At 62.7% G+C, this 18,330-nt stretch carries 19 protein-coding genes; 8 read left to right on the plus strand and 11 right to left on the minus strand.

Translation table 11 applies throughout. The annotated features are described in order from the left end of the window. Positions 1 to 21: 21 nt before the first annotated feature. Positions 22 to 1,098, plus strand: coding sequence for a hypothetical protein (locus AB4Y81_RS10070; RefSeq protein WP_441995755.1), 1,077 nt, complete (start codon positions 22 to 24; stop codon positions 1,096 to 1,098). Positions 1,099 to 1,203: 105 nt separating this feature from the next. On the opposite strand, the gene AB4Y81_RS10075 is transcribed toward AB4Y81_RS10070, so the two are convergent. Both AB4Y81_RS10075 and AB4Y81_RS10080 read right to left on the minus strand, forming a co-directional pair. After that, positions 1,204 to 1,509, minus strand: a complete 306-nt coding sequence (locus AB4Y81_RS10075; RefSeq protein WP_189075963.1) for a winged helix-turn-helix domain-containing protein — start codon at positions 1,507 to 1,509, stop codon at positions 1,204 to 1,206. After that, the gene (locus AB4Y81_RS10080; RefSeq protein ID WP_441995756.1) at positions 1,506 to 1,949 is read right to left on the minus strand and encodes a hypothetical protein; all 444 of its coding nucleotides are present in this window, start codon (positions 1,947 to 1,949) and stop codon (positions 1,506 to 1,508) included. The genes AB4Y81_RS10075 and AB4Y81_RS10080 overlap by 4 nt, the downstream gene beginning before the upstream one ends. A 180-nt stretch (positions 1,950 to 2,129) precedes the next feature. Here AB4Y81_RS10080 and AB4Y81_RS10085 point away from each other — a divergent pair, with 180 nt between their 5' ends. After that, complete coding sequence (locus tag AB4Y81_RS10085; protein WP_018777168.1) at positions 2,130 to 3,317, plus strand: TerC/Alx family metal homeostasis membrane protein; 1,188 nt, start codon at positions 2,130 to 2,132, stop codon at positions 3,315 to 3,317. 136 nt (positions 3,318 to 3,453) lie between these two features. Here the strand turns inward: AB4Y81_RS10085 and AB4Y81_RS10090 are convergent, their stop codons facing one another. The 3 genes from AB4Y81_RS10090 to AB4Y81_RS10100 all read right to left on the minus strand — a co-directional run bounded on the left by AB4Y81_RS10090 (position 3,454) and on the right by AB4Y81_RS10100 (position 6,927). Continuing rightward, complete coding sequence (locus AB4Y81_RS10090) at positions 3,454 to 4,821, minus strand: MFS transporter (RefSeq protein WP_441995757.1); 1,368 nt, start codon at positions 4,819 to 4,821, stop codon at positions 3,454 to 3,456. A gap of 167 nt (positions 4,822 to 4,988) precedes the next feature. Further along, positions 4,989 to 5,726 carry an ANTAR domain-containing response regulator gene (locus tag AB4Y81_RS10095; RefSeq protein WP_039240170.1) on the minus strand — a complete coding sequence of 246 codons (738 nt, stop codon included), beginning with the start codon at positions 5,724 to 5,726 and terminating at the stop codon, positions 4,989 to 4,991. Between the two features lie 223 nt (positions 5,727 to 5,949). Then, the gene (locus tag AB4Y81_RS10100) at positions 5,950 to 6,927 is read right to left on the minus strand and encodes a nitrilase family protein (RefSeq protein ID WP_441995758.1); all 978 of its coding nucleotides are present in this window, start codon (positions 6,925 to 6,927) and stop codon (positions 5,950 to 5,952) included. Between the two features lie 111 nt (positions 6,928 to 7,038). Between AB4Y81_RS10100 and AB4Y81_RS10105 the strand changes: the two genes are divergently transcribed. Then, positions 7,039 to 7,917 (plus strand): LysR family transcriptional regulator, encoded by an 879-nt coding sequence (locus AB4Y81_RS10105; RefSeq protein WP_441995759.1) that lies wholly within the window; start codon positions 7,039 to 7,041, stop codon positions 7,915 to 7,917. Here the strand turns inward: AB4Y81_RS10105 and AB4Y81_RS10110 are convergent. The 4 genes from AB4Y81_RS10110 to AB4Y81_RS10125 are packed head-to-tail and all read right to left on the minus strand — an operon-like array spanning position 7,907 to position 11,798. Further along, entirely contained in the window at positions 7,907 to 8,932 is a 1,026-nt protein-coding gene (locus tag AB4Y81_RS10110) for a LacI family DNA-binding transcriptional regulator (protein WP_441995760.1), read from the minus strand. The genes AB4Y81_RS10105 and AB4Y81_RS10110 overlap by 11 nt on opposite strands. Before the next feature lie 25 nt (positions 8,933 to 8,957). Then, positions 8,958 to 9,704, minus strand: coding sequence for a cupin domain-containing protein (locus tag AB4Y81_RS10115; RefSeq protein ID WP_441995761.1), 747 nt, complete (start codon positions 9,702 to 9,704; stop codon positions 8,958 to 8,960). A 1-nt stretch (position 9,705) separates the two neighbouring features. Next, complete coding sequence (locus AB4Y81_RS10120) at positions 9,706 to 10,668, minus strand: PmoA family protein (protein ID WP_441995762.1); 963 nt, start codon at positions 10,666 to 10,668, stop codon at positions 9,706 to 9,708. A 23-nt stretch (positions 10,669 to 10,691) separates the two neighbouring features. Beyond that, on the minus strand, positions 10,692 to 11,798 hold the full coding sequence (locus AB4Y81_RS10125; RefSeq protein ID WP_441995763.1) for a Gfo/Idh/MocA family protein: 1,107 nt from the start codon (positions 11,796 to 11,798) through the stop codon (positions 10,692 to 10,694). 196 nt (positions 11,799 to 11,994) lie between these two features. Here AB4Y81_RS10125 and AB4Y81_RS10130 point away from each other — a divergent pair, with 196 nt between their 5' ends. Beyond that, entirely contained in the window at positions 11,995 to 14,340 is a 2,346-nt protein-coding gene (locus tag AB4Y81_RS10130) for a glycoside hydrolase family 3 N-terminal domain-containing protein (protein WP_416429213.1), read from the plus strand. A gap of 158 nt (positions 14,341 to 14,498) precedes the next feature. Next, positions 14,499 to 14,999: a GNAT family N-acetyltransferase gene (locus AB4Y81_RS10135; protein WP_441995764.1), complete on the plus strand. Its 501-nt coding sequence runs from the start codon at positions 14,499 to 14,501 to the stop codon at positions 14,997 to 14,999. 14 nt (positions 15,000 to 15,013) lie between these two features. Here AB4Y81_RS10135 and AB4Y81_RS10140 read toward each other — a convergent pair whose 3' ends face one another. Continuing rightward, positions 15,014 to 15,703 carry a hypothetical protein gene (locus AB4Y81_RS10140; RefSeq protein ID WP_441995765.1) on the minus strand — a complete coding sequence of 230 codons (690 nt, stop codon included), beginning with the start codon at positions 15,701 to 15,703 and terminating at the stop codon, positions 15,014 to 15,016. A gap of 257 nt (positions 15,704 to 15,960) precedes the next feature. Between AB4Y81_RS10140 and AB4Y81_RS10145 the strand changes: the two genes are divergently transcribed. The 3 genes from AB4Y81_RS10145 to AB4Y81_RS10155 are packed head-to-tail and all read left to right on the plus strand — an operon-like array spanning position 15,961 to position 17,665. Beyond that, positions 15,961 to 16,716 (plus strand): SDR family oxidoreductase, encoded by a 756-nt coding sequence (locus AB4Y81_RS10145; protein ID WP_416429217.1) that lies wholly within the window; start codon positions 15,961 to 15,963, stop codon positions 16,714 to 16,716. 35 nt (positions 16,717 to 16,751) lie between these two features. After that, a complete protein-coding gene (locus AB4Y81_RS10150; protein WP_441995766.1) occupies positions 16,752 to 17,183 on the plus strand; it encodes a VOC family protein in 432 nt (143 codons plus the stop codon). Continuing rightward, positions 17,180 to 17,665, plus strand: a complete 486-nt coding sequence (locus AB4Y81_RS10155; protein ID WP_416429221.1) for a DinB family protein — start codon at positions 17,180 to 17,182, stop codon at positions 17,663 to 17,665. Before AB4Y81_RS10150 ends, AB4Y81_RS10155 begins: the two co-directional genes overlap by 4 nt. Before the next feature lie 83 nt (positions 17,666 to 17,748). Here the strand turns inward: AB4Y81_RS10155 and AB4Y81_RS10160 are convergent, their stop codons facing one another. Beyond that, a complete protein-coding gene (locus tag AB4Y81_RS10160; protein ID WP_144027595.1) occupies positions 17,749 to 18,330 on the minus strand; it encodes a hypothetical protein in 582 nt (193 codons plus the stop codon).

The following is an 18,330-nucleotide window of genomic DNA, read 5'->3' on the forward strand; positions in this document are numbered from 1 at the left end:
CGGGTATGGCAGGATGGGCGGATGCTGCCCGATGCTGAGTTCCTGCTCCGTGGCCCGCGCGGGAGGCGCCTTTGCCTTGAGCTCGCAATAGAGGCCGACCCCTTCATCCGGCGAGCCGCACTCGAGCTTGGATACAACCTCGATCCGGGGGCTGGCAGCTCCCGGGTCATGCTCAGGCTCAGCGGCTCTCCGGGACATGAACTGGAACCTGTTCCAGCCATCCCGACGGTAGCCGATGTCGCCGCCGGCATCGCCTCGCTGGACGTGGGAGCCGTCAGTTCCGCCTTGGTGCAGTACTCCCTCCAACGCAGCGTGGACACGGCCCGATACTGGCAGCCTCCCGACGGCGAGGACGTACTCGCCGGCACCGACGCCGTGACCGCCGCGTTGGCACATGTGGCTGCGGGTTTGCTGGCGTCCGACGCCACTCATTGGTGGCACCAAGGCTTCCAACCGAGCCAATGGGCCATCGACTGGCGGCCGGCAAGCGACCCCGCACCACTCCCCCGGAATCCACAACAGACCCTGGCCGAATGGGCCCGCAAGGAACGTGCCGAAGAAGCCCGCGCAGCGTGGGAACGACCCAAAGACCCGCAAGCCAACTTCAGTGGAGAATGGTGGTCCATCGCGCACGGACTCGTGCAGACCGTGCCGCGCATCCCCGAAGGCCTCAGCCTCGTGGAGGATTCCCTCGGCTGGGAGGATGCCACGACAATTCCCGTGAGTGGAACTGGCCGGATCCTGGATATCCACACCGCGGAGGACTGGACTGCTTTGTGCCGGGCGTTCCCCTTGGAAGTTTCAGCGTCCCGCCGCCACGACTGGTTCCGTACAACAGCTCGGCACGGTCGCTGGGTCATCCCTGACTGGGAGCTTGCGGCCGCGGAATGGGACGCCGTGCATCTCACGGTCACCGGGTACTTGAACGCGGCAGGACGCGCGCTTGCTGTCGACCAGGACACGGCAACTGTCATTGCGGGCTGGGACCCGGGCAGCACCCTTTGGCTCACGGACGTCGCCCGCGAATCCCAACAGCCCCGGCAGTACTGGCACCGGCCGGCAAACCAAGACGAGTGGACCCAAATCCAAACGAGATAGGCGATGCGCCGCGCTGTGACATGAAAAGCCTGCAGCAACCCCCGCATGTCCGGACCTCTGGCACTCAAGGCGCGTTCCGCCGTCGTACTTCACATACGGGAGAGATCACCCGCCCGCAATCTCCCGCAGCGTCTGCAGGTGCGCTGCCCACACTTCACGCCCAGTGGCCGAGAGGCTGGCCGACGTCCGCGGCATTTTCCCCGCGAAGCTCTTCTTGATCTTCACGTACTCGGCCTTCTCCAGGATGGCCAGTTGCTTGCTCAAGACGGAATCGCTCACCTGGATGGCATCGCGGATGTCCTTGAAGTCCATCGATTCCGCGCCGGCGAGCGCAGCCATGATGGAGAACCGGACGGGTGAATGGACCAGTTCGTTGAGCTTGTGGCGCGGGTGTTCTGCGGGAGTGGTCATGCGCGCAACTCGCGGAAAGCCGCTGCCAGGCCCACTGCACCGAGAGCAATGGCCGCCGGGAGGTAGAACCACAGGTTGCCGTCCCGGAAGAACGAGGCGCCCACCACGAGCGCAACTACGTAAAGGGCAAAGTACGCAAACAAGGACGTGAGGAAGCGCCTGGTGTAGCCAGCCTTGGTGGACCGCTGGAACATGGGCCAGACGGAGGCTGTGATGGCAGCCCAGGCACCCACCGAAATGGCTAACAGGGCTGCGCCGTAACCTGTCACGAGCACGATGTGCATACCGATCATGAGCAGCGATCCAATGATCGCGAGGCTGGTAAACGTGACGGCAACCGGCCAGGCCGCTGCGTTGGTTGAGGTGGCACTGATGGCCTCTGCCTTGGCAAGGAGCTCGCGTGCTTCTGCAGTGGAAGGGCCGCCTGTGGTGTCGTTCATGGTTCCCCCAAAGATGCGTTTACTTGATAGAGCAACTCTAAGAAAGTACTTTCCACTCTGTCAAGTACTTTCCACTGCCCTCCCGTTACCACCAGCCCCATCAGACCCGGTAAATTTGATTCCACGAGTTTGACCCTCGGTGAGCAACACCACTCGCGCGCCTCACGAAAGCAGGATCATATGACCGTCTCTCCCCTCATCTGGGGCATCACCATCGTCGTCATTCTGGCGCTCTTGGCCTTTGACTACTTCTTCCACATCCGCAAGGCCCACGTTCCTTCCCTGAAGGAAGCAGCCATCTGGTCGTCCATCTACGTAGGCCTGGCCGTCGTCTTCGGCATCCTGGTACTGGTCTTTGGCGGAGCACAGATGGGTTCGGAGTACTTCGCCGGATACATTACGGAGAAGGCCCTATCGGTCGACAACCTGTTCGTCTTCCTGATCATCATGGCGAGCTTCCGGGTGCCGCGTGAAGACCAGCAGAAGGTCCTGTTGTTCGGCATCGTGTTCTCACTGATCGCCCGCACCGGCTTCATTTTCCTCGGCGCCGCGCTCATCAACTCGTTCGCCTGGGTCTTCTACATCTTTGGCCTCATCCTGCTCCTTACGGCCGGAAACCTCCTCAAACCCGGCGACCACGGCGACGACCAAGCGAACAACTTCATCATCCGGCTCGCCAAAAAGCTCTTCCACACCACGGATAAATACGACGGCGACAAGCTCTTCACCATGGTCAACGGCAAGCGTGCCCTGACTCCCATGCTCCTGGTGATGGTGGCCATCGGCGGCACGGACATCCTCTTCGCCCTCGACTCCATCCCCGCCATCTTCGGCCTGACGCAGAACGTCTTCATCGTGTTCACGGCGACGGCGTTCTCGCTGATGGGCCTGCGCCAGCTCTACTTCCTGATCGACGGACTACTGGACCGCCTCATCTACCTCTCCTACGGCCTGGCGGCCATCCTCGCGTTCATCGGCGTCAAGCTGATTCTCCACGCGCTGCACGAGAACAACCTGCCGTTCATCAATGGCGGTGAACACGTCAACGTCATCGAAATCACCACCGGCCTCTCGCTGAGCGTCATCATCGGCGTCCTGGTCATCACCGTGGTGCTCTCACTGATTAGCCCGGCAGGCAAGGCCCAAACTGCCATCAACAACGCCCGCCGCCACGCCGTGGACTACTTGGACCTCGACTACACCGCCGACGCCAATGAGCGCGAGCGTATCTACCGGGCATTGACCGCGGAGGAAGCCCAGATCGTCCAGATGCCCCTGAAATATCGGAACAAGGCCAAGGACGTGGAGAAGATCCGCGAACAGGTGGCAGAAGCCCACCGCCAGCACGAGGCGTTCCTCAACCGCTAAGCACAGCCCTCGGTTCAGCATGAAAAACGGGACTCTGGCACCACTGCCAGGGTCCCGTTTCGATGTTCACCTGCACATTCGATGACGGGCAACGTCGAATGCGCAGCGGACCATCGAATCGGACCCAACCGATCCGCTAAACGGCCGCCGGTTTCCGCCACATCACCGCGAGCACCAGCACCACGGCACTCAGTCCGAGCATCACCAGGACCATGATGCCCCAGTTCGCCTGGTTCACACCCGGACCGTACAGCACCCCGATCAGCACGGTTGCGGTGATCGCGCCAAGGTAGCGGCAGGTCTGGAAGATGCCAGCCGCCACACCCCTCTCCTCGGGACGGGCCGAAACATACAGGCCTTGGTTCGACGCCGTACTGACCACACCATACGGAACACCCATCAAGGCAGTCAGCACGAACACCACCGGAGCCCACAACGTCGTCGTCAGGACGCCAAGTGTTCCTGCCGCGAGCGTCAGGATCCCGACGCCGGCGATCAGCACCGAACGCACACCGAACCGCTCAATGAACCGTACCGTCAGCGGCGTCACCACAACCGACAACGCCGCAAGGGGAAGCATCAGCAGGCCTACAACACCGGCGTCGTAATGGCCCGCTTCCTGCAGCAGCTGCGGCAGGCCGAAGAACGCAAAGTAATACACGCCGCTGAAAACAATGAACAGCACATAGACCAGCAACAGCGGGCGGTTGCGGCCCAGCAGCCGGAGGTCCAGGAACGGCGGCCTGAACCGCAGCTCGCGCCAGGCAAAAAGTGCGCCAATCACGGTAGCCGCTCCCAGAAGGTACCAGCGGTAGCCCGGCATCACGTTGAGCAGCGCCATCATGGCGAGCATGAGGGAGGTGACGAACGCGAGGATGCCGGGGATGTCGGAATCCCGTATCAGCGTTCCCAGCGAACCGGTCTCCCTCCCGGAATCGGCAGGTGCAGTTTGCCGGACAACAAACAACGCGAGCAACGCAATGGGCACGTTGATCGCGAACAGCGCCTGCCACCCCACCAGGCTCACCAACAGGCCGCCCACCACGGGACCCACAGCAGCGGCCGAGGTGTTGGCCATCTGGATCCGGCCCAGCGGCCGGGTGGACGGCAAGTTCGCCAGCCGGCTTAGTTCGGTGACCATCACGACGGCGGACGGGTACGCCGTCGCGGTCCCTACAGCCATGAGCGCGCGGGCCACGCAAACCAGCGCAAAGTTGGGCAGGAACGGTGCGATCGCACAAGTAACAGCGACCAAGGCCATGCCGAACATGAACAGCCGCCGGGGCCCGAAGCGGTCAGCCAGCCTGCCCATGAGGGGTTGCCCTGCCGCGGACGCCAGATAGAACGAGGTGATCACCCAGGTGACTGTTGCGACGTCGAGCTCAAAATGCTCCCGAAGGACCACCAGTGCCACAGCGATCATGGACGAGTTCAGCGGGTTCAGTGCAGTTCCGAGGCTCAGCGCAGCAATCGCGAGCCCGGGACGGGGTTTCTTGGCGGTCACCCAACCCAGTCTGCTCCATGGTTGCCTCGGGTTACGAAACGGGTTCGGTGGGCGGACTTACTGGTTCAGGCAAATTTTGCTGGATCATCCGGCGTGGCACCGGCACCCAATCCCGGAATTCCGCGGGTGCACCGATGTGCGGGCGACGATGATCCAGCAGAATGTACTCACTCCTCGAAGTGCGTCGTGATCTTCCCCGAAGACACAGCCGCGATGATGGACTTGGCCAGATGCCGCAGCTTGATGTTCCGGTTGCTGGAGGCCGTCCGCAGGATAGTGAAAGCTTCCTCCTGGCTGCAATGGTTTTGCGCCATGATCGCCCCGACCGCGAGGTCGATGACGGTGCGCGACTGCATCGCCGTTGCCAGGTCGTTCCGGGCATCGCTGAGTTGTGCGATTTTCAAGGCGAGACGCAGCGACTTGGAGGCGTGGGAGGCGAAGACCTCGGCCCGCTCCATGTCCTCGGCTTGGAACGCATCCGGTTTCTCGGAGTACAGGTTCAGGGCAGCGCGCGTATCGCCCTCGACCAGGAGCGGAACGCTCAGGATGGAGCGAAGCCCTTGGTCGGAGGCAGCCTGGATATAGGCCGGCCAACGCTGGTCGCTCAGGAGGTCCGGGACCAGTACGGGGGTGAGCTTGTCCATGGCCGTGAGGCAGGGGCCTTCGAAGGTGCTTTGGAGCTGATCCATGACGCGGGCGCGCTCGTCACTGCTTGCGGCAGTTGCCGACTTCTTGCGACGTAACACTGTGATGCCGCTGTATACCGGGCTCTCCGGGTGAGAGAGGCTCTCGGCTGAGAAAGCCGCGAGGTCGCTGAGAAAAGCCTCAACGTCCTCGCTTCCCAGGACGAGATCCAAAAAGTATCCGTTCTGGAGAGCTTCATGCTCGGGGAGGGGGTTGACCATGCACGTTCCTACTGACTGAAATGCGTCCCCAGCAGACAGCAAAGGAGCGAAAAGGGCCGCCCTCTGCAAAACGGTCTGGCAATACCTTATCGCCCAACGATCGACGGTACAAAGTGCGGCGCAAGACGTCGTTGACCTGCGGCTATGGTGAAACGCCCCCTGATGGTTTGCCCCCTCACCCTGAGTCGGGCCCGCTAGCCGCTGGCCACGAGGGAACGTCCGTTCAGACGTCCACAGGGTCCTTGGAGAAGCGCGCTGCACGAGCGTCGAGCTCGTTTCCCTGCTGGCGGCCGAGGATGCCGTACAGCTCTGGCCTGCGGCCACGAATCCATCTGCGCCCGGTTGAAAGTGGCACGAGATCAAAGTCCAGATCTGCCGTTACCACGGCTTCGTCCGCCACCCAGGTCTCGGCCACGATCGTTCCGTAGGGATCGATGATCATCGCATTCCCCGTCCGGATCTCGTCGTCGTCGCGGCCCACACCGTTGCTGAAAAGGATGAACATGCCGTTGTCGTGGGCACGGGCAGGCAGCCACCGCATAAGCCACCCACGGCCGTTGACCCCCCGGAACGCGTCCTCGATGGCCGCGGGATCCGCTGCACGGTTGTCCCATAGCTCTGCAGGGACAGGCTTCATGCCCCGGGGACTGGCCGAGTTGGTCCCGCCCGTCTGGTGGGGAGCGATAAGCACCGTTGCCCCGAGGAGGGCCGTGGCACGCACATTCTCCACCAGGTTGTTGTCCCAACAAATCAGAATCCCTGCTTTGACACCCCAAGGTGTATCGAACACTGTGAACTCCGAGCCGCTACTGATGGCCTCGTGCTCGAAGGCGTGGAGTTTCCGGTGGGTGTGAACGGTCCCGTCCGGGAGGCAGACGGAGTAGGAATTGAAAAGCCTCCCGTCGGCCTGTACTTCCAGGAACCCGATACCGATCCCCAGTTCGAGGTCTGCGGCAAGCTTCCTGATGGTTTGGACGTGTTCACCGTCCTCGGACTGTGCTAATTCATACAAGCGTTCCGGGGTCTGCTTGCGTAGATGCCAGTAACCGATCAGGCACATTTCCGGGAACGCAACAATCCGGGCGCCGTCCCTCGCCGCCTTGATGGCCAGCCGGCGAATGGTCCTTAGATTGAGGTCCGGGCGATCCGGGGCGGCTTCGAACTGGACAACCGAAGCGCGAAGGGTGGGGGCGGTGATCATTGGTTTCTCCTTGGTTGGGACACCTCCCATGCTCGCCGCCACCTAGCATTCCGTCTAATGAAACTTTAAGGACTTTTGATTCCCTTCGGGAATGAAACTAGGATCCCCAGAATGGAACTACGGCTGATTCGCTCCTTCGTTGCTGTCGCCGAAACCGGGAACTTCGGGCTGGCGGCCAAGGCGCTTTCCACCACGCAATCCAACCTCACCAAACAGATTCAGCTCCTGGAGCGTCAGGCCGGAAGCCAGCTGTTCACCCGGGGTCGGCACGGGGCAGCACTCACCCGTGCCGGAGAGGCGCTGCTTGCCGATGCGGTCGACCTCGTGCGCCGCGCCGACGGGCTCGCACAGCGCATGGAACGTATCGCGGCGGGGGCTGAGGGTGCGTTGAAGGTGGGATTCGGCATGTCCGCGATCGACGTGGCTCCGCGTGCTGTGGCCGCCTTCAGGACCGAACATCCGGCCATCGACATCGGATTGGACGACATGTCATCCACAGCGCAGTTCGAGGCACTGCGCAACGGGACGCTCAGTATCGGATTTGTTCGGCTGCCTGCCCCACCGGACATTGCCACCCGGATGATGCGCCGCGATCGTCTGGCCCTTGCGATTCCCAAGAGTGAGTCGGCTCCCCTATCGACCCGGGATGCGCTGCATCGGTTCATCGATGGTCGTCCTCTCATTCGCCTTGATCCGGCGCGCGGCCCAGGACTCACTGCCCAAACCAGCAATCTCTTCTCGGATCTGCGCGCACGGCCAGGCGTCCTCTATGAGACCTCGGACCTTCTCACTGTGCTGGCGCTCGTTGCAGCCGGAGCCGGCTCCGCCGTGGTTCCCGCCAGCACCTCCGCCACCCTTCCGGAAGGCGTGCAATTGGTGCCCATCGACCTCGAGTCCTCAGTGTGGAGCGTTGGAACCGCGTGGCTGCGCGGAAACAACGACCCACTCATCCCATTGTTCCTGCAATCCATCGACGCCCTCAGTCTTTAGCCGGCGCCGCCGTCGAGCCCCTCACCACCAACTCAGTCCCCAGCTCGATCCGCTGCGGCAGCTCCTCATCTCCTTCGAGGTGGCGGAGGAGCGCGCGCATGGCAGTTTCGGCCATCTGCACCACGGGCTGGCGGATGGTGGTGAGGCCGGGTTCTATCCATTCAGCGGCGGGGATGTCGTCAAAGCCGATGATGGAAAGATCATCGGGAATGCGAAGGCCTGCTGAGCGTGCAGCCCGGTAAGCACCGAGCGCCTGGGCATCGTTGCCGGTAAAGATCGCGGTGGGCCGGTTGGAAAGAGCCAGCAACGCTTCCGTCCCATGGGAACCGGACTCGGTGGAGAAATCGCCCGGCACCATCAGGGAATGATCCAGCTCAATACCACCCCGCCGCAGCGCTGCCACGTAGCCGTCCTCACGGGCGCCGCTGCATTGGAGGTCCTCGCGGCCCCCGATCATTCCGATCCGGGTGTGGCCCAACTTCAGCAGATACTCGGTGGCAGAGAAAGCGCCGTCCCAGTTGGCGGCACCCACGGTCATGAGGTCCGGCCCGGGTTGCCCCACAGGATCGATCAGAATGACGGGGATACCCAAGGATTTGATGCGCTGAATCTGCTTCTGGTCCAGACCGAAAACTGCAAGCAGCACGCCGTCGGACTTCCGCTCAGCGAGGTTCGCCAGCCAAGGACGGATCCTGGAACCGTCCAGGGACAGGCTGCTGACGACGGTGCCGTAGCCGGCTTCCTGCGCCACGCGCTCTACGCCTTCGATAATCTCGCAGGCCCATTCGGAGCCCATGCCTGGGAACACAAGATCCACGAGCCCGGCCTTCTTGCTCCGTTTGGCCGGCCGCCGCGCATAGTCACGCTTGGCGATGATCTCTTCGACCCTGGCACGTGTGGCTGCGGCAACATGGGCATGGCCGTTGAGAACCTTGGATACGGTGGGCACCGAGACTCCGGCCTCACGGGCGATCTCGCTGATCGTGGCCCGTCCAGAGTCCTGCTTGGTCACCATGGGTCCCCACCTTTCCAGCCCGGGATCACCCCGCGGCGATGTCTGTTTCGGAAAGTTCCCACGCCTGGATCCGGCCGCACATGCCATAGATCCTGCGGGTTTTCCGTTCGCCCATCGTAGTCCTCGCATCCTGCAAGTAGAAACTTTCCATGGACTCGAGAGACTCCAACTGCCGCCCCGTCAGCTCCGCCTGCCGCGCAGCGCCCCCAACCAAGTAGTCTCGCCAGTTTCCGGTCTTGCCGCTCACCAACCTCGCGGCCGCGGCATGAAATTCCGCCAGCGCCCCGACCCCCGACTCCTGCACGGCCGCCTTCAGGGCCAGATAACCTTCCAAAGCCAGGTCCCGACGACGGCGCGCGGCCGCCTCCGCCGCCGCGTCACCGCCGTCGGCATCCCGGGACGGAAGGAACGCAACACGCGCGTAAGCGTCAACGTCCACCAGGTGCTCGGGCGGAAAGGTCATCACCGCGTCGCCGTTCTCCGGAAGGCCGGCGTTCTGCATGACAATCAGCACCCTCAAATCGCCCGAGTCGTTGATGGCACGGTGGACGGTACCCGGAGTGAACCAGACCACCGTTCCGGGGGCCAACGGCGTGGAGGTGAACCCTCGCGAGTCCAAGGTTTCCAAGCGACCAGTCCCCTGCTGCACCACATATGCCTCCGTAGAGGCGGTGTGCACGTGCGGTGAGCCGCCGGCTCCGCCATCCGCCCCTGGCCAGTCATAGATACTGACTTCGGATACGGCGGTGGCCCCCGGAAATGTGTTGCACATGTCAGGCCCAGCCCTCCAGTGCTGCCTTGGCGGCGACCGCGAGCGCGGCAGCTTGCCCGCCTTCCAGGTCGCCGTCGGCAATCACGACGGCGTACCGGTACGTGAGCGGTTCGGCCTCCGTGAGCGGGACTACTTCGCTGAAGAATGGAGCCGACCCGAGGCAGGCGAACATGGAGGAGCGGGCGAACCACTGGTTGGAGGCACCAGGGTTGGCTTGGTCCTCGACGAACAGGATGCTGGACTTCCGGCATGTGACGTCGTGCTGACCGGTGAAAGCGATCCACTCTGAGCGCGTGCCCATGAATTCGTCAGCACCGGTCCCTGCTTCGGAGCGGAATTCCCCGCCTGTGAATGAGCGCGGCCCGCGCCAGAACAGCCCGCCGTAACCTGCGTTGTCGCGACCCTCTGTTGTGGGGCTCCCGATGCCGATCTCGGCGCCGGAGACGTTGCTCATCTCTGTTTCGAAGAGGAGTGCCCACGCATTGAGGGTGGGAAGGAGCTGAATGCCGAACCGGCGCTTCTCGACGATGAGCGGCTGACCATTCTGCCCGGCGCCGGAGGGTTGCGCACTCCAGAGCAGTGTTTCCGCAGCGGTGATGCCTTCGCCGGAGTCTTCAATGGACGTAAATGCCTGGTGGTTCATGGCACCGTTATTGTCCAGGTTCGCGTAGCCGGTGTCCCGGGTGTAGGTGGCACCGCCCCAGAAGTTGCGCTCTCCCACGTTCGGCAGCGCCCAGGACAGGCCTTTGTGCCAGACGTGGTCCCACGGCCTGGAGATGGTAACTTCATCGCCTTCCAGTGTCTTCAGTGGGTGGAAGAAGGGTCGGGGGCTCTCGTACTGCTCATCTACAGGCAGATAGGTGTACGTGGCGATGTCCTGGGCGCCGACCGTGAAGGTCAGGGCACGGCCGTCGTCGGTGTAACCAAGGGTTTGAGTGTAGGAGCTTTGGGTTGTGCTGGTCATGGTGTTCTCCGTTTACGTGGTGGTTAGGCGCGGGCGGTGGCGGCCAGGACGCGGGTCCCCCGGCCATCCCCGTCCATGCCCTCATAGAAGGCGTGGCCGGGGACGATCTCTCCGCGACGAACGGGGGCACCTGTGAAGGCCGACGCGTAAATCGCGGCAGCGAACTCCAGTGTCTGCCGGGCTGAGTCCGCCCCGGCTGGGAGCGGCAGGCCGGCGTCGAGCGCGTCATACATGGCGAGGAACTGCGCAGAGTGCCCACTGCCCCGCTCCAACGGTTGGCAGGACCAGGCGGCGGAGACGGCGGCCTCGTGGCCAGGCGCGGGCGTAATGGTCCAGTCCTTGGTGCCGTAACCGTAAAGGTGGCTGAGTTCGACGGTGGCGTATTCGCAATCCACGCGGATGTCCGAGGTTTCGCGCGGTGAGAGCAGCGAGTTGATGACCGTTGCGGCCGCGCCGTTTTCGAAGCGGACGAGCGCGGCGGAGAAGTCCTCGGTCGACGTGGCCCGGGCTTGCCGCGAGGCGATTGCGTGCACCCCGTCCCATGGCCCCAGGAGGTGCAGGAGGAGATCGAACTGGTGGATGCCGTGGCCCATCGTGGGCCCACCGCCCTCCGCTTTCCACGTGCCGCGCCACGGAAGATCGAAATACTCATCCGGCCGGTACCACAGCGTGTCGCAGCGGGCTACGAGGGGTCGTCCGAAATCGCTGCCACCAATCAAACCCCTTGCAGCTGCTGAGGCGTCACCGAAGCGGTGCTGGAAAACGCACGAGAACTGGGCGCCGCCCTTGGCTTCTGCGGTGTTGAGCCTGTCGAAGTCGGCAAGGCTGAGTGCCGGAGGCTTCTCGGACAGGACGTGCACACCGGCCTCAAGGCACTCGATCGCCTGGTCAATGTGCATCATGGGCGGAGTACACAGGTGCACGATGTCCGGTTTGGCCTCGGACAACAACTCCGTGAGGCTCTGGTAGCGGCCGGCGATCCCATGCTCATCCGCGAAGGCCTGCAAGCGTGCGTCTTCGACATCGCACGCGGCGATCAACGTCGCTCTGTTGTCGGTGCGGGCCAGGTTGGACGCGTGAACAGCTGCGATCCCGCCTGTTCCGATGATGGCCACCCTGTAAGTCTGCATATGGGTCTCTCCGTTGAGCGTAGGCAATTATGTCCGAAAGTTTCTGATTTTTTAGTGAGCAACTTATCCACAACGGCCCACCAGTGACACAACGCTATGAAGAAAATCCTCATAAATCAACAGAAAATCTGCCTAGCAAGTTGATTAAAGTTTCTGATACTTTCTAAGAACCAACCCAGATCCCGAGGAGAAGCTTGTGAGCACCGGTGCCGCCGATCAGCACGCACTCGCCCGCGTTCCAGCGTCCGGCATCGTGGAGCATCTCATCCGTGAAATGACTCTGGAAGAAAAGCTGGCACAGTTGGCAGGCGTGTGGGTCAACGCCTCCACAGATGGTGATTCCGTTGCGCCTTTGCAGAGCCAAATGGCCGGAGACGACCGCTCCTGGGACGACATCATTGCCGATGGCCTGGGACAGATCACCCGCATGTACGGGACTGTTCCCGTGGAGCCCGCGGAAGGTGCGCGACGGCTGGCCGCAGCCCAGGAACAGATCATGGCCGCATCCAGGTTCGGCATTCCCGCCCAAGTCCACGAGGAATGCCTGGCCGGGTTGGCCGCCTGGAAGGCCACAGCCTTCCCCGTCCCCCTGGCTTGGGGCGCCACTTTCAATCCTGGCCTGGTGAAGGAGATGGCCTCCCGGATCGGTGAAAGCATGCGGTCCCTCGGGGTGCATCAGGGCCTGGCTCCGGTGCTGGACGTTGTCCGTGATCTCCGCTGGGGCCGGGTCGAGGAGACGATCGGCGAGGACCCTTACCTGGTGGGAACTGTGGCAACCGCTTATGTTCAGGGCCTGGAATCAACCGGGATCGTTTCCACCCTCAAACACTTTGTGGGCTACTCGGCCTCGCAGGCCGGCCGCAACCATGCCCCTGTCTCCATGGGTCCCCGGGAACTCGCCGACGTCATGCTGCCGCCTTTCGAAATGGCCCTCCGGCATGGTGGCGCCCGGTCGGTGATGCACGCCTATACCGACATCGACGGCGTACCCGCCGCCGCGAATCGTGCCCTTTTGACCGGGCTGCTCCGTCAGGAGTGGGGTTTCAACGGCACAGTGGTGGCGGACTACTTCGGCGTCGCGTTCCTCGATGTCACCCACGGCGTTGCAGCAGATTCCGGAGAGGCGGCCATATTGGCCCTCTCCGCGGGCGTTGATGTGGAGCTCCCGACCGTGAATTGCTTTGGCGCGCCGCTCCTCGCCCGTGTCCAAGAGGGCGCCCTGGACGTAGCTGTGGTTGACCAGGCACTCCGCCGGGTCCTGACGCAGAAGGCACAGGTGGGGCTCCTGTCCCCCGACTTCTCCCCTGCTCCGCCGGCCTTGTCAGCAGCTATTGAACTCGATCGCACCGAAGACCGGGCCCTTGCGCATGAGTTGGCCGCGCAGTCCTTGGTCCTGTTGAGCAACGGATCGTTCGACGGAGCTCCAGCGCTCCCGTTGCCATCCGGCGGATCTCTGGGTGTGGTGGGTCCCTTGGCCGATGACCCGTTCGCCATGCTGGGTTGTTACTCCTTCGATGCCCATGTCGGCGCATCGCATCCTGATGTTCCCATGGGCATCTCCGTTCCTTCGGTCGCGGCTGTTGCGGCCGGGCGATTTGATTCTGTGCTCAGTTCCGTGACCGGAAATTGTGAGGTGGCAACGGAGACTGAAATTGCCGAGGCATGCCAGATAGCCGCCTCCGTGGACACCTGTGTGGTGGTGGTCGGTGACAATGCGGGACTCTTTGGTCGCGGCACCTCAGGCGAAGGGAACGACGCCGCCGACCTCCACCTTCCCGGCGATCAGCACCGGATGCTTGACCGGGTCCTTGCGGCCTGCGCGGATTCCGGATCCCGTGCCGTGGTGGTCGTCCTGAGCGGGCGACCCTATGCACTCGGCGACTTCGTCGACCGGGCCGACGCGATCGTTCAAGGGTTCTTCCCTGGCGAAGCAGGCGGTGAGGCACTCTGGGACGTGCTCACCGGCGTCGTCAATCCCTCCGGCAAGTTGCCAGTCTCCGTGCCGAGGTCGTCCGGTGGCCAGCCCGGCACCTACTTGCACTCCCGGCTTGCCGGTCGCACTGAAGTCAGTGCGCTGGATCCCTCGCCGCTGTATGGGTTCGGGCACGGTTTGTCCTACACCAGCTTCGAATTGTCGGGTCACCACAGCAGCGTGCCGACGATGTCGACGTCGGACTCGGTTACCGTCAGCTGTACGGTCACGAACACCGGTCTCCGTGATGGCGCCGAGGTTGTCCAGCTGTATCTGGAAGATCCCGTCGGCGAAGTAGTGCGTCCGGTCCGCGAGTTGATCGGGTATGCGCGGGTGGAGTTGCCAGCGGGAGCTTCTTCCGAGGTGGAGTTCGTGGTCCATGCGGACCGCACGTCCTTTACCGGATTGGACCTGCAGCGCGTCGTGACGCCCGGCCTGGTGAAGCTGCACGTTTCCACCTCCTGCGCCTCAGATGCGGCCACCCACGAGGTGATCCTCCACGGGCCACGCCGTGTGGTCGGGTTCGAACGGGAGATGCTCACTCCGGTGCGGGTTCGGGCTACGGCTTGAACGGGTACCCGCGTGGGCTGCCTGTAGGTTCACGACCCACTTTGGCATTCGGTGGCCCCAAATTCAGCCGATTCCGGTTGCATAAGCGTCCAACGGAGTTCAAAGAAGGTAGCGGAAGCACGGCCCACGGCGGGGTCAGCTGCCGGTAGGCTTCGGAGATGCTCCCCCTCCCAACCAAACGATTGCGCTTTCGCGAGATGACGCCTGCTGACATCGAGGGGATGAGCAGCCTGCTCGGTGACCCCCACGTCATGACGTACTACCCGGCGCCCAAAACCCGGGATGAAGCAGCCGCCTGGATCGACTGGAACCAGGCGAACTATGCCCGCCACGGGTACGGGTTGTGGATCGTGGAAACCCACGACGGCGATTTTGTCGGCGACTGCGGGTTGACGTGGCAGAACGTCAATGGCCGGTCCGAGCTTGAGGTTGGTTACCACGTACGCCTGGATCTTCAGCGGCGGGGCTATGCCACGGAAGCCGCTTTGGCCTGCCTCGAATACGCCCGGGATGTGGTGGAAGTTGATCGCCTGGTAGCCATCATCCACCCCGACAATATTGCCTCCAGGCGCGTTGCCGAACAGATCGGAATGCGGCACCTTGAGGACGACCTTGCGGGCTCCACGGTTCGGACCGTGATGGGTGTCAAGCTCCGTTAGCTGCCTCTCCGGCGTCACGCGAACTTCACGTCCGTGTCCGGGTCCTTCCGGGTATCCAGCATTCCGGCGATCTTGCCTTCCAGCGCGGCAACTGTTGCTTCGGGAAGGACGATCAGGCCGTCGAGTTCCTTGCGTGCGCGCTTGTACGCAGTTTGCCGTTCCGCAGGTGTAGCTGCGGTGTCCTCGGCAATGCGCAGCAGTTTCCGGGCCGTAGCCAGTCGTTGCCGCTCCGGGCCGCTGAAGTTACCGTCCTTGATTCTCCGGGCTTCGCGCTCGGCTACGTCGAAGGCCAACTCGTAGCTGTGAACGGCCGCCCGATATTCAGCAAGCCGGGCCGGCGTCGAGATCTCCTCCGGCGCGCCCGGCCGCAGGCCGTCGGCTTCCTTCTTGGCGCGCAGGAACGCGACCGTGAGCGGTTCACGGACGTCGGTTATCAGCGGAAAGTCGATGAGATTGCCGACGTCGAGTTCGTACTCCAGCCATCTGTGATTGACCGAATCGTGGGCGGTCATCAGTGAGACCACCTCAGCCTGGTTTGCTTCCTCGTGCACCGCCAGCTGGTTGCGCAACTTCAGCAACTCGACCTTGCGGCGGTGCCGCTCTTCACTCGCTTTGGACCACGATCTCGCCCAACCGCCAGCCATCCCGCCGATGGGGAAGATGAGCCACCAGTAACTGCCAAGGAAGTCGAAGAGGGGTTCCACCGCTCCATCCTCCCACCGCTGCCGACGGTGCCTCAACAGGCCATGGCGAGTCGCTCAATCATCTGGATTTTTGGGCCCGCAGACGCTGCCACCGATCGGAACTTCAACGTCAAGCAGCCACACTCACTGGCTTGCTTAGAGGACCCAATACGCACTGAGCATTAGATCCTCTATCCCTAAGCTAATCTAGGCATAAGCCAACCTTGTCCACCCGATATGCTCCTTCCGACCGTGATTACGTCTTGGAAGGACACACCTTGCCTACTACGAATGACCACAACGACGTGGCATCCACCCCGGCCCTCAACGTTGTGGTGGCAGGATCAACCAGTGCCGCCGGCCAGGCAGTTGTGGCGGCACTGCTCGCTGCGGGAGCCCGGGTTGCCGCCGTCGACCTCGACGCCGCCCGCCTGGAGGAACTCGCCCAGAACCACGACGGCGTGATCCCCTACACGTGCAACCTCGCGAACCTTGAGTCTGTGGAGAAGCTGGCCGCCGCAGTTCGAAGCGATCTGGGCCCAGTGGACGGACTCATCCATCTGGTCGGCGGATGGCGCGGAGGCGACGGAATCACGGGTCAGAAGGACGAGGACTGGGACGTCCTGCACACCAGCATCATGACCACGCTCCGGAACACCTCCCGCGTGTTCTACCCGGATTTGGAGGCATCACCGCGGGGTCGCTTGGCTATTGTTTCCGCCACGGCTGCAGCGAACCCTACCGCCGGCGGCGCGAGCTACTCGGCGGTCAAGGCCGCCTCTGAAGCATGGGTCCTCGGTGTCGCGGACGGCTTCAGCACAGCACAGTCCGGTCACAAGACCGAGCCCAAGGAACAGACCTCGGCCGCCGTGGTTTTCATTGTGAAAGCCCTTTTGGACGATGCCATGAAGGAGGCCGCGCCGCACCGCAAGTTCCCCGGCTACACGCATGTCAACGAACTTGCCGAACACATCGCCGCGCTCTTTGACGCCCCGGCTTCCCACCTGAACGGTACCCGTCAGCACCTTGCCTAAGTCCCGGCGTCGTACCCTGTCGCTAGCATGTCCGTATGGACCAGCGACTGCACTTCATCACGTTCGCCACGCCTGATCTCGACCGGGCCCGCGCCTTTTACAAGGACGGGCTCGGTTGGGAGCCGCACATGGACGTGCCCGGCGAAATCCTCTTCTTCCAAGTTGCCCCGGGTTTGATGCTCGGCCTGTTCGACGCCGAAAAGTTCGATCAGGACCTGGCCAGCGGCATCCAAACCCCTGGCGTGAGTGGGGTGGCGCTCTCCCATAACGTCGGCAGCCCAGATGAGGTTTCCAGCACCATCGACGCACTTGTGACTGCGGGCGCCACGCTGATCAAGCCCGCACAGGCAGGTGCTTTCGGCGGCATTTTCCACGGGCACATCAAGGATCCCAACGGCATCGTCTGGGAGGTCGCGCACAACCCCGGCTGGCGGATCGACGAGGACGGAACGGTGGTTTTCGCATGAGCGCCTCCACGCAGGACGTCACCCACGACGACATCCGGACGCAGTTCGAGGCTTTCCTGGACGAGCACCGCCGCGCGCTGAACGCCAGCTTGGACGGACTCACTGAAGAACAAGCACGACGGCGGCTGGTCCCGTCGCGTACGACGCTTCTGGGCCTGGTGAAGCACGCGACTTTCGTGGAAAAGGTGTGGTTCGACGAAGCCATCACCTGCAGGTCGCGGGCCGACATTGGCATCCCCGCCACACCTGACGAGTCCTTCATCCTTGGCGCAGATGACACCATCGCCAGCATTCAAGAGGCATACTCGGTGGCCTGCGAAGCTTCGCGGAAGGCCACGTCCAACCTTGGGCTGGACGATCTTCTCCACGGGAACCGCCGTGGACCGCTACCCCTCCGTTGGGTGTATCTGCACATGCTGCGGGAACTGGCCCAGCACTGCGGGCACGCGGATATCTTGCGGGAGCAGATCACAGGAGATTGAGGGGGCTGCCACCAAGACGGCTTACCCAAAAACTGGATAGGAAAGCAGTTCTCGGCGACATGCCCCCTCTGAGTTTTGACGACCTAGGAACCCTTCACCGCTGCGGCGAAGTCTTCCAGGGTGCCCTCAAACTTTGTTCCCTCAGCGTCGAAAGGTGTGACCCTTCCGTTGATGACTTCAAAGCGCCCTGACGGTCCACCGATTACATAAAATAGGCCAGGCTCCGGCTCTTTGAGGAACAGGACGGCATTTTCAGAAATCTTGAACAACGGGTCGTCTGAGATCTGATGAAGAACCCCGTCAACAGACCCGCCGGTCTGTCGCACGGTTATGCGGGTCCCCTCTTTCAGGGTGCCCGCGGGATCATGGATTACTTCGTCAACGGTGAACTCAAAATCCGTGATAGGGACAGTTTTGATCTTGGATTCGTCTATGATTCGCGTGAAGCTTCCCTCGACAGCCAGCGCGCTGTGCGCTTTTAGATCCGTCAAATTGTCGTAGCTCTCCGCCCAACTGGCGTCCATGCCTACAGTGTTGGCGGAGCTGCTGGGATTAGCCGCCTCGGGCGAACCTGCGCATCCCGAGAGACCCGCAATAGTAACTAGGGCGATTATCGTTGAAGCCATACGTGGAAATGCGGACTTCTTTATGAATTGTGTCCTCAT

The sequence above is a fragment of the Paenarthrobacter sp. TAF1 genome (assembly GCF_052113825.1).
GTDB lineage: Bacteria > Actinomycetota > Actinomycetes > Actinomycetales > Micrococcaceae > Arthrobacter > Arthrobacter nicotinovorans.